Source organism: Acidovorax sp., assembly GCF_046314175.1.
In the GTDB taxonomy this organism is placed as follows: Bacteria; Pseudomonadota; Gammaproteobacteria; order Burkholderiales; family Burkholderiaceae_C; genus Acidovorax.
Window position 1 is genome coordinate 1 of sequence record NZ_JBKBXG010000111.1, and the last position, 14,638, is coordinate 14,638.

Here is a 14,638-nt window from a genome sequence, read left to right on the forward strand (position 1 = left end):
AAAGGGAACGAAAGAGCCAGCGAAAACGGGTCATAGGGATGTGGTGGGTCGGATGGGAATCAGCAGGTCGGTGCGCAGGTCTGCCTGCGCGGCGTTGCGGGGGGAGTTGAGGTAGTGCTCCAGCGTGGGGCGGTCGTCCGGCTCATAGCCGCTGGCCGGGAGCCAGCGTGTGTGGATGGCCGCCAGTGCGGCGTTGATGCGCGTATAGGGGCCAGTGAGTGTGTGGCGTGCATACAGCCCTTCGGGGATGTCCAGCCGTTCCAGCCCGTTGTCTGCCGCTGAGGGCGCGTCGGGGAGCACCACGGCCGCGTAGTAGCGAAAGCTGCCGCCCTCCACGTCCTGCGGGTCTCCGCACGATGCGCCCAGCCGGTGGACCGCGCGCTGGCCGCACTGCAGGTACAGCCGCCGCTGCGTGTGGGGGATGGTGGATGGCGGCCCCTGGTGGCGCAGCGCATGCAGGCGCTGTGCCGGGCGCTCGACGATATGCACGGCCAGCGTTTGCTCGGCCTTTGCATGCGCGTTTGCGTGCGCGTTTGCGTGCGCGTTTGCGGCGCCTGAATCCAGGATGAGGCGGTGCATGTCCCGCTGGAACGCCCGTGGCGACTGCCCGGTGAACTGGCTGAACGCACGGGTGAAGGCCTGCGGGCTGTCGTAGCCCACCTCCATCGCCACCTGGGTGATGCTCTGCCCGCCTTGCTCCAGCAGCCGCGTGGCCAAGGCCAGGCGCACGCGGCGCACCGTGGCGGCCACGGTTTCGCCCGCAATGCTGCTGTAGACGCGGTGGAAGTGGAAAGGGGAAAAGTGGGCAATGGCGGCCAGGTCCTCCAGCCGATGCGCTGCCAGCGGGTGCGCCACGATGTGGGCGACCACGCGGGCCACGCGGTCGCGGTAGTGCTGATCGGCGCTCTGGTCCAGGCTCATGGCTGCAGAGTGTGCCGCAGCTTGCGCGCCGGTACTTAGCCGATCTTGCTACTTTGTGGCCTGGTGCCGCGGCAGCGCTGCGCTACTTAGAGCGGCTAAAAAAAATCAGCGAAGCGGTTCTGGCTAGGAGGCTGTCGGACTTGGAGCGTCGATAGCGAAAATTGGCCCCAGCGAGGACAGTTTTTGCCGGATTTGCAGCCCCATAGCCCAGCTATGGGGCAAAAAGACGGTAAAAAATGGACCGCTGCGGCCGATTTGCAGCCGACGATTTCCAAGTCCGACAGCCTCCTAGGCGCTGCGTCGCAGGCAGTACGAGCAGTACGACAAGACGCGGCAACAACGCCAGAAGAGTTTTGTTAGCTGCTCTTATTGCCCAAACACCAGTGCCTGGTGCGCCCCCACACCCGCCAGCACCCCTTCGGCCGAGGCCAGCGTGGCGTTGTGCCGCATCAGCGTCAGGTCGCCTGCGGCATACACGCCGGGCACGGTGGTCATCTTGGTGTTCGCATCGGTGCGGAGGTACGGGCCCATGGGCCCATCGTCGAACGCGCAGCCCAGTTGCTCGGCCAGCGGGCTGGCAGGGCGGGTGGTGGCGGCCACATACAGCGCATTCAGCGGCACCACGCGCGCATCGCTAGTGGCTTGCAGCCGCGCACCCTGCATCGCCTGGCCCGGGCCTTCCAGCGCGGCGATGGGTGCGGGCTCGATGGCAATGCCCAGCGCCAGCAGTCGCTCGCGCTCGGCGCTCTCCAGCGTGGTGTCGCCGTTCAGGAAGAGGGTGGTCGACCCCCAGTCGGCAATCAGCTGCGCGTGCATGGCCGAGCCTGCCGAGTGGTAGAGCACGCCCAGCCGCTGGCCTGCAAATTCATAGCCGTGGCAATACGGGCAGTGCAAAACCGATGCGCCCCAGCGCTCGCGCAGGCCGGCAATCTCGGGCAGGCCATCCAACACGCCAAACGCCAGCACCAGCTTGTGGGCCTCCAGGGTTGCGCCATCGTCCAGCACCACTTCAAACCCGTTCTCGGGTGACCCCGCCCGTTGCTGCGCCGTGGCCGACACCACCGTGCCCTGCACAAAACCCACCGTGGGGTAGGCCGCCAGCTTGCGCCGCGCCTGTTCGATCATCGCCAGCGGCGGCTCGCCGTCTTGCCCGAAGAAGCCGTGCGACGCTGCCGCAAACCGGTTGCGCGGCTGGCCTGCATCCACCACACACACCCGCCGCCGGGCGCGCGCCAGCTGCATTGCGGCCGACAGGCCGGCAAAGCTGCCGCCTATCACGATCACCTCATACGCCTGGGTGGTTGTCATTGCTGCTGTCGCCATGCTCCATCTCCTTGTGCCCGTGGCACCCGACCACCATGCGTTCATGAAACTCGGCCGACAGCTGCGCCAGCGTTACCTCGCCCAGCCGCGCCAGCAGCGCCTCTTCGGCCGCCTGGTAGGCGTCGGTCAGCGCGCGGTTCACCGCTTGTTCGACGATGCAGCCGGGGCTCTCCACGCGGTTGCCCACCGCCAATAGCGTAGGCGCGCCCAGCGCCTCGTAGATGTCGCGCAGCGTGATGTCGGTGAGCGGGCACGACAGCACCCACCCTCCGCCATGGCCCTTGGCTGAGCTGACAAAACCCGCATACCGCAGCCCCGCCATCAGGCGGCGCACCACCACCGGGTTGGTCTGCATGGCCTGCGCCATCGCCTCAGAGGTGGCGGGCCCCTCCATCTCTGCCATGTGCAGCAGCGCGTGGAGAACATTGGAAAGTCGGCTATCTCGTTTCATGCAACATTAAAAGTTGCGTGATGCTAGCATGCAACCAGAAACAGTGCTGGCGCACGAACAGAAAGCTACTGAATTGATAGCTGCTGGCGCTTGATAGATAAGCGCTAGAGGTCAATTTGGCTTGATTTTTTCAGACGTTGCCCACCCCTGACCGTTCGGGTTGAGCCTGCCGAAACCCTGCGCTGACCTGGCAATGCCGTTGGACAAGCTCAACGCAAAAGCGCGTATCCACCACACGCAACACACCATGACCCAACCCACCACGTCCCCCTTCACCGACCCCGCCGCCGTCGCCCGCTACGCCGAAGGCCCACGACGCAACGTGCCCGGCTACGACAGCCTGCTGCGCATGTCCCGCATCCTGCTGGCCGAGCGCGTGCCCGCCCACGGCCGCGTGCTGGTGGTGGGCGCGGGCGGCGGGCTGGAACTGGAAGACATGGCGCGGGCGCAACCCGGCTGGCGGTTTGACGGCGTTGACCCGAGCCAGCCCATGCTGGACCTGGCCGCGCAGCGGCTGCAAAGCGCGGGCGTGCCTGGCGACCGCGTCACGCTGCACCACGGCTATGTGCAGAGCGCACCGGCCGGGCCATTCGATGGCGCTACTTGCCTCCTGACTTTTCACTTTGTGCCGCGCGAGGAGCGCGTGCCCATGGCGGCGGAGATCCGGCGGCGGCTCAAGCCCGGGGCACCGCTAGTGGTGGCGCATCTGAGCGTGGCGGATGACGCAGGTGCTGGCGGCGAGGGCGGGGCAGGGGAGCGCGGCCTGTGGCTGTCACGCTACGCCGCGTTTCAGGCGGCGTCCGGTGTGCCGCCCGAGCATGCGGCCAGGGCGCGGGACAAGATTGCGGCGGAGCTGGCGGTGCTGACGCCGCAGGAAGACGAGGCGATTCTGCGCGAGGCTGGGTTCACCGATGTGCAGATGTTTTACATGGGGTTTGCGTTTAGAGGATGGCTGGCGCGGGCGTGATCGGCACGAAAGACCGTACTCGGCTATGAGCCGTCGCTGATGGAATCAAGAAGCAGACATTCAACGTTTGACATGAGATGCCAGGCCCGGGTTGACGGGACCGGTCCTCTCGGTGGAAGGGTTTGGCGTCACAGCTTGGGCTTAGCCGTGATGGCATCGATGTAAATCAGGCCCTTTGTTTGGGCCGCTTTGATCTTGCGATCCAGCATTTGAGAGAAGGTCAGTAGTCCTTCCAGAACCACGATCAAGTCTGCCCCATCTATGAACACCGTCTTGATTGCTTTTCCGGTGACCAGCGACCCAACAACATGCTCGCTATAGCCGTGAATCGAGAAGAAGAGCCCACGCCCATACATTTTCCCCTCGATCTTTCCTGCGAACTGATAGACGGCCTCGTTCGCCGCACTTTTATCCTGCCACTTCGCCTCGATGATGTAGTGCTCGCCGTCGTACTTAACCGACCCGTCAATCTGTTCTCCATTTACACGGAACGGTTCGGTGACGTCTAACGAATTGAGTTTGGATAGCTCTTGAAGGATCTCTTCCAATGCATAGCCGCGTTTAGCGCCTGCAGTCTCTCCTTGGAGTAGCGAGATAAAGCGGGCTTTCAAATCAGGCAGAGTAACCGCCGAAGATTTTGCTGTTGCTTCTTTCCGCTCACGCTCCCTGCGCTGCATCTGGATCTTGTGATCGCGAATCTCTTGCAGGATCTTTAGTTGCGCGATTGAGCGTTCTGCTTCCGATTTGTCCAACTTCTTTAATTTTTCGAAGTAGTAAGAATCGAACTGTTTCCAGTTGAGAAGCGACTGAAGCATTGATCGGAACTGGCCGAGACCTTCGTCTGGCTTTGCCGACAAATGATCGAACATCGCATCCACGATTGCGTAGCGATGCATTGTCTTATAGTCACCAATCGCTCGAATGTCCGACTTTGTGCAGCTGTTGTTCTCGAAGAACGAGACGATATCGTCCTTTGGCCATAGCAGCTTCAGGATGCATTCGCGCATGCACAACTTGATGTCACTAGGGAACGTCATGGAGCGTGATTCTGACGCCTAACGCCCGAGGTAAGCGGCGCCGGAGGGAGCGTAGCGACTGCAGGGCACCGTCAAGGACCAGGAAAATGGTGAAGCCATAGCCCTTGTTGGCGTCCGCTTGACCAACCAGCTAGGCTTGTGGGTCTGTGCGAAGTGATACAAATTGACGGGATGCCCATAGAAGCGGAATGTTTACGAAACATGAAAAAACATCCAGACCCTCGCATTGGAATTTCTGAGCTATTTCTTTGCCTGCTGCGTGCACCTTGAATGATCGCCGCTCTATATGTTTATCCTTGTGTTTTCATATAGTGGCTCGAGATCATTTATGGTTATTTTTGATTGGCAAAGCAGTATCAAGGAGAAATAAATATAGCAGAACAAAAAAGTCCATGTTGATGATGAAATGGAATTTCCATTTGTAAAAATGCTGTTGAGTCTTGATGCGGCATTCCCATGTGCTGCAGTATTGCGGGTGGCATAAAGTAAAGGCAGAATCAAAAATGAAAGCCAGTGTTTATGGTCATCGAAACCTATTTGTGTCGAGCTTTTCGTTACGTTGGCTGCGATGGCTTCTTGGCGGAGGATCTTGCCCGTGGCGTGGACAAGCCTTCTGGCCTGTTCACTATTGGCCTGCTGGATTCCAAAATCAACATCCGTTCTGCATGGCGTTTCCGAAATTGTGCATAGATTCGAGAACTTCAGACCGGTTGAGTTGCTGATTTTGTTGTGAATTTTTGGAAACCTTTTCTTGAATGTTAGGTATGTAGAAGGAATGAGGATTTCGCGTATTTTGGTTGTTGTTGCGGCTTGTCGCATGTTGTGCGACTCCACGGCTATCCCTCGAAGGACGTACTGCGCGACGAAGTTAAAATTCTTATCAGGCGCGATTTTTATATATTCTTTGAGTAGGTCAAATATTGAGATGCTAGAGAGGCCCCCACTCACCACTCCTGAGATGGGGATGCTTTTGTGTAGTTGGTGAGAAATTCGTTCAAGGGAATATTCGATAGATTTGCTGTCGGTTAATGCTGCGCCGTGACTCAGATGGCTGGCCAAATATAGGTCGTTGTACGAGCTATTGGTCGCAGACCACAGGGAATTGAAGGCTAAATCTGGTCTGCGTGGCAATTGCGAGTACGCATCAATAAGGCCTGTTACCGCTACGTATGGAATATTTTCTGGATTTGCCCATGACGCCGGATGGAGGCGCTTGAAGTTGGCGTACCACAAAAATCTTTGATGATTCTTCGGGAGCATTTGCGCTTCATGCCTAGCAGGCGTGTAGTCGGTGACTATCTCTCCGAGAATCTGAAGTCTTGTTTTTTGCGGCATGCCTGTTTTGATCAGTGGTGTGTTGAAAGATGAAGCCTAACTTTTGAATTCGCCGGCGGCCGAAGGTGGTCCGGTGGAATGATAAGCTAGGCCTCAGGCTTAAAGCCGTTATACTTAACGGCCAACCTGATAACCCTCTCTACGGCTCGCGCCTCACTTTCAGTAAAGTGCGCCTCTTCGCCATGCGGTGTTTCTCGGAGCTTCTTCTTTAGCTTGTACAGCTTGTATGCACCCGCAATAATTCCAATTATTCCACCGCCAATGGCGATAGGAACCCAAATTGGAGTTGCAGAAATAATACCGGCAGACATCAGTGCACCAGTAAGCCCGGTTGCTCCAATAGTTGTGCCAAAAACTCCCGCGCCACCAATCACTGCGGATGCCGCTCCGGTAGCTACCGCGACGCCGGTTCCCAAGGCAGCAACCCCGCCAACTAGCACACTGGCAACGGCTGCTGTACTTAAATATGTACCAGCAACATATCCCCCCCCAGCAGCTGCAGTGACGATTAGGCCGCCGGCAGCGTGGGGAACAAGAGTACCGCCTGCAGCAAGTGCGGCGATTATCGGGACTAAAGGTATTGGCATAGGACCTTCTTTTTGGATCTAACGTAATGTAGACCGCACCAAGCCGCAGGCCATAACTGGCGCTTGCGGTCTAGATTGGTATAGAAAAAACGCGGAAAAGGGCTTACAGCCTTGCTTTCCGGTATGCGTGCTGTACAAATATGCAGTACTAAATTCAGCCATGAAACCCGCCGCCTCTCCTACATTGCGCGCCACACGGTTGCTGGATCAAGCCGCAAGCAAATTTGTTACAAACACTATAGCCCACGCACCGAGCGGGCCTATGTGAAATGGGTGCGCATGTTCGTGAAATGGCATGGTTTGCGGCATCTGCGAGACAGAGTGCAAGTGGAAATCGAGCGTTTTCTGGGCATGTTGCCCTGGAACTTGCAGCCGGCTGAATGACGGCTTTTGGGCGTTCATCTGAAGGGCTGCTTTGGGCCCCAACCACTCCCTCCGATCTGCATTGAGTCGTAGTGCGACCCCTCCCAGCAGCTTGAGTCACTCAGCATTGATTGATTCTTTGAGCATTTCTAGGTCAAAGTTCAGTCTTGCCTGGCCAAAGTAGACCGCATAGCATCCCTGTCAAGCACCCACCCCCATGAGGTGCTGCATACAAACATGACAGGAGACAAGCCTTGCCATCCACCCGCTGGAGTCACTGCGGCACCGAAGACCTGAGCGTCTTGCAGACCATCTTCTGGTCCGCAGGCGCGTCGCGCAATGCGCTCGCGCAACGCCTGGCCTATTCCAAGAGCAAGGCCAACGCCATGGTCGCGGCGCTGCTCGATGAAGGCCTGCTCGACGAGGTGGGCCTGCAGGAATCCTCTGGCGGCCGGCGTGCCGAAACCCTTCGATTGAGCGAAACCCTGGGCGTGGTGATTGGCGCCGACCTGGGCGCGACCAGCATGCAGGTGGCCGTCATGCGGCCCGACATGACGGTGCTGGCGCGGCACCGTGAGCCCATCGATGTGCGCCAGGGGCCGGGCGTGATCCTGGCGCGGGTGCGGGGGCTGATGCGCGAGCTGTTGGCGCGCTGTGGGCTGGCGCCTAACCAGGTGATTGCCATTGGCATGGGCGTGCCGGGGCCGGTGGATTTTGAAAGCGGGCAGCTCGTCAACCCGCCGCTGATGCCCGACTGGGACGGCTTTTCCATCCGCGACTACCTGCGCGAGGCGTTTGCCGCGCCGGTGTTTGTGGACAACGATGTGAACCTGATGGCGCTGGGCGAGATGTACCGGCTGCAGCGCAATCTGCCCAACTTTTTGGTCATCAAGGTGGGCACGGGCATTGGCTGCGGCATTGTGTGCCACGGGCAGGTGTACCGGGGGGCCAACGGCTCGGCGGGCGATGTGGGCCACATCTGTGTGGACCAGCACGGCCCGCGCTGCCACTGCGGCAACCAGGGCTGTGTGGAGGCGATGGCCGCAACGCCCGCTATGGCGCGCATGGCCGTCGAGGCCGCGCAGCGCGGCGAGAGCGCCCTGCTGGCCGAGCGGCTGCAAAGCACGGGCACGCTGACCATTGAAGACGTGGCCCAGGCCAGCCGCGCGGGCGATGTGGCGGCCAACGCCATCATTCAGCGCGCGGGCAGTCTGGTGGGGCAGATGCTAGCGTCCATCGTCAACTTCTTCAACCCGTCGCATGTGTTCATTGCGGGGCGGGTGACGGACATGGGGCCGCTGTTCCTCGCGTCGGTGCGGCAGAGCGTGTACCACCGGTCGCTGGCGCTGTCTACGCGTCATCTGGAGATTCAATACGCGCCGCTGGCCGACGATGCCGGTGTGGTGGGTGCGGGTGTGCTGGCGATGCAGGAGAGCCTGTCGCGCGCGGGCTCGGTAGCGGGTGCGGGCGTTGGTGTGGGGGCAGCGCGATGAGCGTAGCCGTCGAGTTCCGCAATGTGACCAAGGAGTTTGGCCCCGTGCGCGTGCTGCACGGCGTGGGCTTTGCGTTGCAGCCAGGTCGTGTGTACGGCCTGCTGGGCGAGAACGGCGCGGGCAAGTCCACGCTGATGAAGATTCTGGCCGGGTACGAGAGCCCGACCACCGGCGAGGTGGTGGTGGACGGCGCGGTGCGCGTCCCGGGCGGCGGCTCGCGCGCGGCCGAGGCGCAGGGCATTGTGCTGATCCACCAGGAGTTCAACCTGGCGGACGACCTGACGATTGCGCAGAACATCTTCCTGGGCCATGAGATCAAGCGCGGCCCCTTCCTCGATGACAAGGCGATGCGCGAGAAGACGCGCGAGGCGCTTGCCAAAGTGGGCCTGCCGCTGGACCCGGACACACGCGTGCGCAAGCTCATCGTGGCCGAGAAGCAGCTGGTGGAGATTGCCCGCGCGCTGGCCCGCAATGCGCGCCTGCTCATCATGGACGAGCCCACCGCCACGCTGACCCCGGGCGAGACGGAGCGCCTGTTTGCGCTGATGGCCGGGCTGAAGGCCGCGGGCGTGACCATCATCTACATATCGCACAAGCTCGACGAGGTGGAACGCACCACCGACGAGGTGGTGGTGATGCGCGACGGCCTGCTGGTGGCGCGCGAGCCCACGGCCAGCGTGACGCGGCGGCAGATGGCCAACCTGATGGTGGGCCGCGAGCTGGCGGATTTGTTCCCGCCCAAGCTGCCTGCACCGCAGCACGGCGCACCGGCCATCAAGGTGCGCGGCCTCACGGTGCCGGGGTGGGCCGAGGACGTGAGCTTTGACGTGCGGCGTGGCGAGATCCTGGGCTTTGCCGGGCTGGTGGGCGCTGGCCGCACGGAGCTGTTCGAGGGCCTGCTGGGCCTGCGCCCGCGCTCTGCCGGCACGGTGGACATAGCTGGCAAGCCGGTGAATTTGAAAAGCCCGCGCGATGCGGCGCGCCATGGCCTGACGTACCTGAGCGAAGACCGCAAGGGCAAGGGCCTGCATGTGCATTTCAGCCTGCGGCCCAACCTGACGCTGATGGCGCTGGAGCGCTATGCCAAGCCCTGGCTCGACCCGGCGGCCGAGCAGGCTGCGCTGCGCGATGCGGTGCAGGAGTTCGGCATCCGCACTGGGTCGCTGGAGGTGCGCGCGTCGTCGCTGTCGGGCGGCAACCAGCAGAAGCTGGCGCTGGCCAAGGTGCTGCACCCCGGCCCCGGCGTGGTGGTGCTGGACGAGCCCACGCGCGGCGTGGACGTGGGCGCCAAGCGCGAGATTTATCACCTGGTGCAGCGCTTGGCAGAGCAGGGGCTTGCTGTTGTGGTGATTTCGTCCGAACTGATGGAGCTGATCGGCCTGTGCCACCGCGTGGCGGTGATGCGCGCCGGGCGGCTGCTGACCACGCTGCAAGAACCCAATCTGACCGAAGAGGAGTTGATCGCCCATGCCACAGGTACCCGCTGAAAACGCTACCACCGCAGCGGTTGCCGCAGCACCCGCACCATCTGTGGTACCCGGTGCAGGCCGCCACGGCGGCGCCACGGCCTGGTGGGGCAAGCTGCACGGGCTGGGCCCGGTCATCGGCCTGGTGCTGCTGTGCATTGCCGGCACGCTGCTCAACAGCAACTTCGCCACCTACGACAACGTGATGAACGTGCTCACGCGCACGGCCTTCATCGGCATCATCGCGGTGGGCATGTGTTTTGTGATCATCTCGGGCGGCATCGATCTGTCGGTGGGCTCCATGGCGGCGCTGATTGCGGGCTCAGTCATCCTGTTCATGAACGCGATGGCACCCGTGCTCGGCTCGCCCATAGCGGCCGTGGTGGTGGGCATGCTGCTGGCGGTGGTGCTGGGTGCGGTGTTCGGGCTGGTGCATGGTTTGCTCATCACGAAGGGCCGCATCGAGCCCTTCATCGTCACGCTGGGCACGCTGGGCATCTTCCGCGCGTACCTCACGTACTTCTCCAACGGCGGGGCGATCACGCTGGAGAACGATCTGTCGGACATCTACAGCCCGGTGTACTACGCCAACTTGCTGGGTGTGCCCATCCCGGTGTGGATCTTTTTGCTGGTGGCTGTCATCGGCGGCGTCATCCTGAACCGCACGGCCTATGGACGCTATGTGCAGGCCATCGGCTCCAACGAGCAGGTGGCGCAGTACGCGGCGGTGGATGTGCACAAGATCAAGATCCTGACGTACATGCTGCTCGGCGTGTGCGTGGGCATTGCCACGCTGCTGTATGTGCCGCGCCTGGGCTCTGCATCGCCCACCACGGGCCTGCTGTGGGAGCTGGAGGCGATTGCCGCCGTCATCGTGGGCGGCACGGTGTTGAAGGGCGGGGCGGGCAGCATCACCGGCACGGTGGTGGGGGCCATCCTGCTCTCGGTCATCAGCAACATCCTCAACCTCACCAGCATCATCAGCGTGTACCTGAATGCGGCGGTGCAGGGCTTCGTGATCATCGCGGTCGCCTTCATGCAAAGGGGCAAGCGGTGATGGAGTGGATGGAACAACTCTCCTGGCGTTGTTGCTGTGTCTTGCCGTGCTACTCGCACTGTCTGCGACACAGCGCCTAGCCAGGACCGCTTCGCTGAGTTTTCCAGCCACTCTTTGCGTGCATTTGTTTTTCGAGGTGTTCCCCAGCCGGCCAGCTTCCATGGCCATATTCCAAAGCAACAGGAGACAACGCATGAACAGCCAACTTTCTTTCACCCGCCGCCTGGCCCTCTCGGCCGTGGGCGCCGCCGCCTTCACATTGGCCGCGCCTGCCATGGCGCAGGCCAACAAGACGGTGGTGGGCGTGGCCATCCCATCGGCCACGCACGGCTTCACCGGCGGCATCGTGTACTGGGCCAACCAGGCCAAGAAGGACCTGGAAAAGGCCCACCCCGGCCTGCAGGTGATCGTGAAGACGGCAGGCGGCGCGCCCGAGCAGGCCAACCAGTTGCAAGACCTGGTCACGGTGAACAAGATCAACGCGCTGGTCATCTTCCCGTTCGAATCGGCGGCGCTGACCAAGCCGGTGGCGCAGGTGAAGGCCAAGGGCGTGTACGTGACGGTGGTGGACCGGGGCTTGTCCGACACGAGCGCGCAGGATGCGTACGTGGCCGGTGACAACACCGCGTTTGGCCGCATCCCTGCGGAGTACATCGTCAAGGCGCTAGGCGGCAAGGGCAATGTGGTGGCCATGCGCGGCATTGCCACCACGCTGGACAACGAGCGCATGGATGCGTTCAACGCGGTGCTGAAACAGAACCCCGGCATCAAGCTGCTGGACGCCAAGTACGCCAACTGGAACCGCGACGACGCCTTCAAGGTAATGCAGGACTACCTGACCCGCTTCCCGCAGATCGACGCCGTGTGGGCCGCCGATGACGATATGGCCGTGGGCGTGCTCAAGGCCATCGAGCAGGCCAAGCGCAAGGACATCAAGCTGGTGTTTGGCGGCGCAGGTGCCAAGGGCATGATCAAGACGCTGATGGATGGCAGCAACCCGCTCATCCAGGCCAACGTGTCGTACAGCCCCAAGTTCATCTACGACTCGATCAAGCTCACGGCCGAGGCGCGGATCAAAGGCGAGAAGCTGCCCGCCAACACCATCATTCCGTCCGTGCTGATCACCAAGGAAACGGCGAAGGACTTTTACTTTCCTGATTCGCCTTTTTGATGGCGTCAATGTGAGTCAAGTTGCCTGATCAGGAACATTCCTCAGATGAGGACATCAGCCCGTGCACCCGCAGCGGCGCTGGGGGTTGACCCCCTCTCCCCTCGCGGGAGAGGGTGGGGGAGAGGGGCTGCACCCGCGCCGCGCCCGTTTCACTCCCCCCTCTCCCCGGCCCTCTCCCACCAGGGGAGAGGGTGTGAGGGGTGATCTGAGATGTGTGAAAAATCAAGCCAAATTGGCCTCTAGCGCTTATCCAGTAAGCGCTAGCAGCTATTGAAAATATAGCTTATAGCCGCTTCAAACCTGCAACCCCACGCCCCTTGGAGCCACCATGCCAAGACCCGTCACCCTTTTCACCGGCCAGTGGGCCGACCTGCCTTTGGCAGAACTTGCGCCCCTGGCCAAAAGCATGGGCTATGACGGCCTGGAGCTGGCCTGCTGGGGCGACCATTTCAACGTGCAGGAGGCGCTGTCGTCGCCCCAGTACGTCAAGGACAAGCACGCACTGCTGGCCCAGCACGGCCTGCAATGTTTTGCCATCGGCAACCATCTGGTGGGCCAGGCCGTGTGCGATCTGATCGACGAGCGCCACCAGTCCATCCTGCCACCCCATGTGTGGGGCGATGGCGAGCCCGAGGGTGTGCGCCAGCGCGCAGCGGCCGAGCTGGCCGACACGGCGCGCGCTGCCGCCAAGTTTGGCGTGAAGACGGTCACGGGCTTCACTGGCTCATCGGTGTGGCATTCGATCTATGCCTTTCCGCCCACCACGCAGGAATACTGGGACAAGGGCTTTGCCGATTTTGCGAAGCGCTTTGGCCCCATCCTCGATGTGTTCGAGCAACACGACATCAATTTCGCGCTGGAGGTGCACCCCACCGAAATCGCGTTCGACATTGCCTCGGCCGAGCGCGCGATTGCAGCCGTGGGCGGCAACAAGCGCTTTGGCTTCAACTACGACCCGAGCCATCTGGCCTACCAGGGCGTGGACTACGTGAAGTTCATCCGCCACTTTGCCGACCGCATCTACAACGCCCACATGAAGGACGTGTGGTGGGGCAAGGGCGACGGCACGGTGGGCACCTTCGGCGGGCACACCAGCTTTGGCGACGCGCGGCGGAACTGGGACTTTCGCAGCGTGGGACGCGGGATGATCGATTTCGAATCCATCATCGTGGCGCTCAACGACATCGGCTACCAGGGCCCGCTCTCGGTGGAGTGGGAAGACAGCCGCATGGACCGCGTGCACGGCGCCACAGAGAGCGCGGCGTTCTGCAAACGGCTGGATTTCAAGCCGGCAGCTGGCGCATTCGACGCCGTGTTTGCGCGCGACAAGCAGGCCTAGCCGCACCCGTGCAAAAAACCGATAACAACAACACACAGCGAGCAAAGGCGTTTCGTATGTCCAGTCCCCAAAAGCTCCGCTACGCCATGGTCGGCGGCGGCCACGGCGCCTTCATCGGCGCGGTGCACCGCAAGGCGATGGCGCTCGACGGCCAGTTTGAACTGGTGGCGGGCGCGCTCTCGTCATCGCCCGAGCGGGCGCGCGCATCCGGCGCCGAACTGGGCCTGGCGGACGACCGCAACCACGGCAGCTGGCAGGACCTGCTGGCCGACGAACTGCGCCGCCCGGCGCACGAGCGCATCGATCTGGTGAGCATCGTCACCCCCAACCATGTGCACCACCCGGTGGCGTTGGCGTTTGTGCAGGCGGGCTTCCACGTGGTGTGCGACAAGCCGCTGGTGCACACCAGCGCGCAGGCCGACGAACTGGTGGCCGCCGTGAAGAAGGCGGGCACCGTGTTCGGCGTGACCTACAACTACACCGGCTACCCCATGGTGCGCGAGGCGCGCCACCTGGTGCACAGCGGCGCGCTGGGCCAGCTCCGCAAGATCACCGTCGAATACAACCAGGGCTGGCTGGCCACGGCGGTAGAGCAGGGCGGCGGTAACAAGCAGGCCGACTGGCGGCTGGACCCTGCGCGCAGCGGCAGCGCAGGCACGCTGGGCGACATCGGATCACACGCCGAAAACCTGGCCGCCACCGTCACCGGACAGCACCCCGCCTGGGTGTGCGCCGACCTCACCACCTTTGGCGCCGGGCGGCAGCTGGACGACGACGCCCAGCTGCTGCTGCGCTACGACAGCGGTGCACGCGGCTTCATCGTGGCATCGCAAGTGGCAGCGGGGCTGGAGAACGACCTGCGCCTGCAGGTCTCGGGCACGCTGGGCACCATCACCTGGCGGCAGGAAGAGCCCAACCAGCTCGTCCACTCCCCTGTGGACGGCCCGCGCCGTATCCTCACGCGCGGCTCGCAGTGGCTGTGCGAAGCGGCGCGGCGGGCAGGGCGCATCCCTGCGGGGCACCCCGAGGCGTTCATCGAAGCCTTTGCCAACATCTACCTGGGTGTGGCGGCCGACATCCGCGCGCGTGCCGCTGGCCGCGCGGCCGACCCTTTGGCGGCCGACTATC

14 protein-coding genes are annotated in these 14,638 nt (G+C 62.3%); 8 read left to right on the forward strand and 6 right to left on the reverse strand.

Going from position 1 to position 14,638, the window contains the following annotated elements; all coding sequences use genetic code 11:
• Window positions 1-30 precede the first annotated feature (30 nt).
• From ACK4OE_RS22580 to ACK4OE_RS22590, 3 genes are all read right to left on the reverse strand, one after another.
• Window positions 31-921, reverse strand: a complete 891-nt coding sequence (locus ACK4OE_RS22580) for a GyrI-like domain-containing protein (RefSeq protein ID WP_409888319.1) — start codon at window positions 919-921, stop codon at window positions 31-33.
• A 366-nt stretch (window positions 922-1,287) separates the two neighbouring features.
• Window positions 1,288-2,244, reverse strand: a complete 957-nt coding sequence (locus tag ACK4OE_RS22585) for an NAD(P)/FAD-dependent oxidoreductase (protein WP_409888321.1) — start codon at window positions 2,242-2,244, stop codon at window positions 1,288-1,290.
• Window positions 2,207-2,695 carry an Rrf2 family transcriptional regulator gene (locus ACK4OE_RS22590; protein WP_409888323.1) on the reverse strand — a complete coding sequence of 163 codons (489 nt, stop codon included), beginning with the start codon at window positions 2,693-2,695 and terminating at the stop codon, window positions 2,207-2,209. Before ACK4OE_RS22590 ends, ACK4OE_RS22585 begins: the two co-directional genes overlap by 38 nt.
• A 247-nt stretch (window positions 2,696-2,942) precedes the next feature.
• Here ACK4OE_RS22590 and ACK4OE_RS22595 point away from each other — a divergent pair, with 247 nt between their 5' ends.
• Window positions 2,943-3,662 carry a class I SAM-dependent methyltransferase gene (locus tag ACK4OE_RS22595; protein ID WP_409888324.1) on the forward strand — a complete coding sequence of 240 codons (720 nt, stop codon included), beginning with the start codon at window positions 2,943-2,945 and terminating at the stop codon, window positions 3,660-3,662.
• 128 nt (window positions 3,663-3,790) lie between these two features.
• On the opposite strand, the gene ACK4OE_RS22600 is transcribed toward ACK4OE_RS22595, so the two are convergent.
• The 3 genes from ACK4OE_RS22600 to ACK4OE_RS22610 form a co-directional block, all read right to left on the reverse strand.
• Entirely contained in the window at window positions 3,791-4,669 is an 879-nt protein-coding gene (locus tag ACK4OE_RS22600) for a restriction endonuclease (protein WP_409888326.1), read from the reverse strand.
• 312 nt (window positions 4,670-4,981) lie between these two features.
• On the reverse strand, window positions 4,982-6,034 hold the full coding sequence (locus tag ACK4OE_RS22605) for a hypothetical protein (protein WP_409888328.1): 1,053 nt from the start codon (window positions 6,032-6,034) through the stop codon (window positions 4,982-4,984).
• An 86-nt stretch (window positions 6,035-6,120) separates the two neighbouring features.
• Window positions 6,121-6,621, reverse strand: a complete 501-nt coding sequence (locus ACK4OE_RS22610; protein ID WP_409888330.1) for a hypothetical protein — start codon at window positions 6,619-6,621, stop codon at window positions 6,121-6,123.
• A gap of 123 nt (window positions 6,622-6,744) precedes the next feature.
• Here ACK4OE_RS22610 and ACK4OE_RS22615 point away from each other — a divergent pair, with 123 nt between their 5' ends.
• The 7 genes from ACK4OE_RS22615 to ACK4OE_RS22645 form a co-directional block, all read left to right on the forward strand.
• Window positions 6,745-7,005, forward strand: coding sequence for a phage integrase N-terminal SAM-like domain-containing protein (locus tag ACK4OE_RS22615; protein WP_409888332.1), 261 nt, complete (start codon window positions 6,745-6,747; stop codon window positions 7,003-7,005).
• A gap of 233 nt (window positions 7,006-7,238) precedes the next feature.
• The gene (locus ACK4OE_RS22620) at window positions 7,239-8,477 is read left to right on the forward strand and encodes an ROK family transcriptional regulator (RefSeq protein WP_409888334.1); all 1,239 of its coding nucleotides are present in this window, start codon (window positions 7,239-7,241) and stop codon (window positions 8,475-8,477) included.
• Window positions 8,474-9,964 (forward strand): sugar ABC transporter ATP-binding protein, encoded by a 1,491-nt coding sequence (locus ACK4OE_RS22625; RefSeq protein WP_409888336.1) that lies wholly within the window; start codon window positions 8,474-8,476, stop codon window positions 9,962-9,964. The genes ACK4OE_RS22620 and ACK4OE_RS22625 overlap by 4 nt, the downstream gene beginning before the upstream one ends.
• Window positions 9,945-11,000, forward strand: coding sequence for an ABC transporter permease (locus ACK4OE_RS22630; RefSeq protein WP_409888338.1), 1,056 nt, complete (start codon window positions 9,945-9,947; stop codon window positions 10,998-11,000). The genes ACK4OE_RS22625 and ACK4OE_RS22630 overlap by 20 nt, the downstream gene beginning before the upstream one ends.
• 193 nt (window positions 11,001-11,193) lie before the next feature.
• Complete coding sequence (locus ACK4OE_RS22635) at window positions 11,194-12,171, forward strand: substrate-binding domain-containing protein (protein ID WP_409888340.1); 978 nt, start codon at window positions 11,194-11,196, stop codon at window positions 12,169-12,171.
• A gap of 328 nt (window positions 12,172-12,499) precedes the next feature.
• Complete coding sequence (locus ACK4OE_RS22640; RefSeq protein WP_409888342.1) at window positions 12,500-13,510, forward strand: sugar phosphate isomerase/epimerase family protein; 1,011 nt, start codon at window positions 12,500-12,502, stop codon at window positions 13,508-13,510.
• Between the two features lie 56 nt (window positions 13,511-13,566).
• Window positions 13,567-14,638, forward strand: a 1,072-nt coding sequence (locus ACK4OE_RS22645) for a Gfo/Idh/MocA family protein (protein WP_409888344.1), incomplete at its 3' end; no start/stop codon positions are given.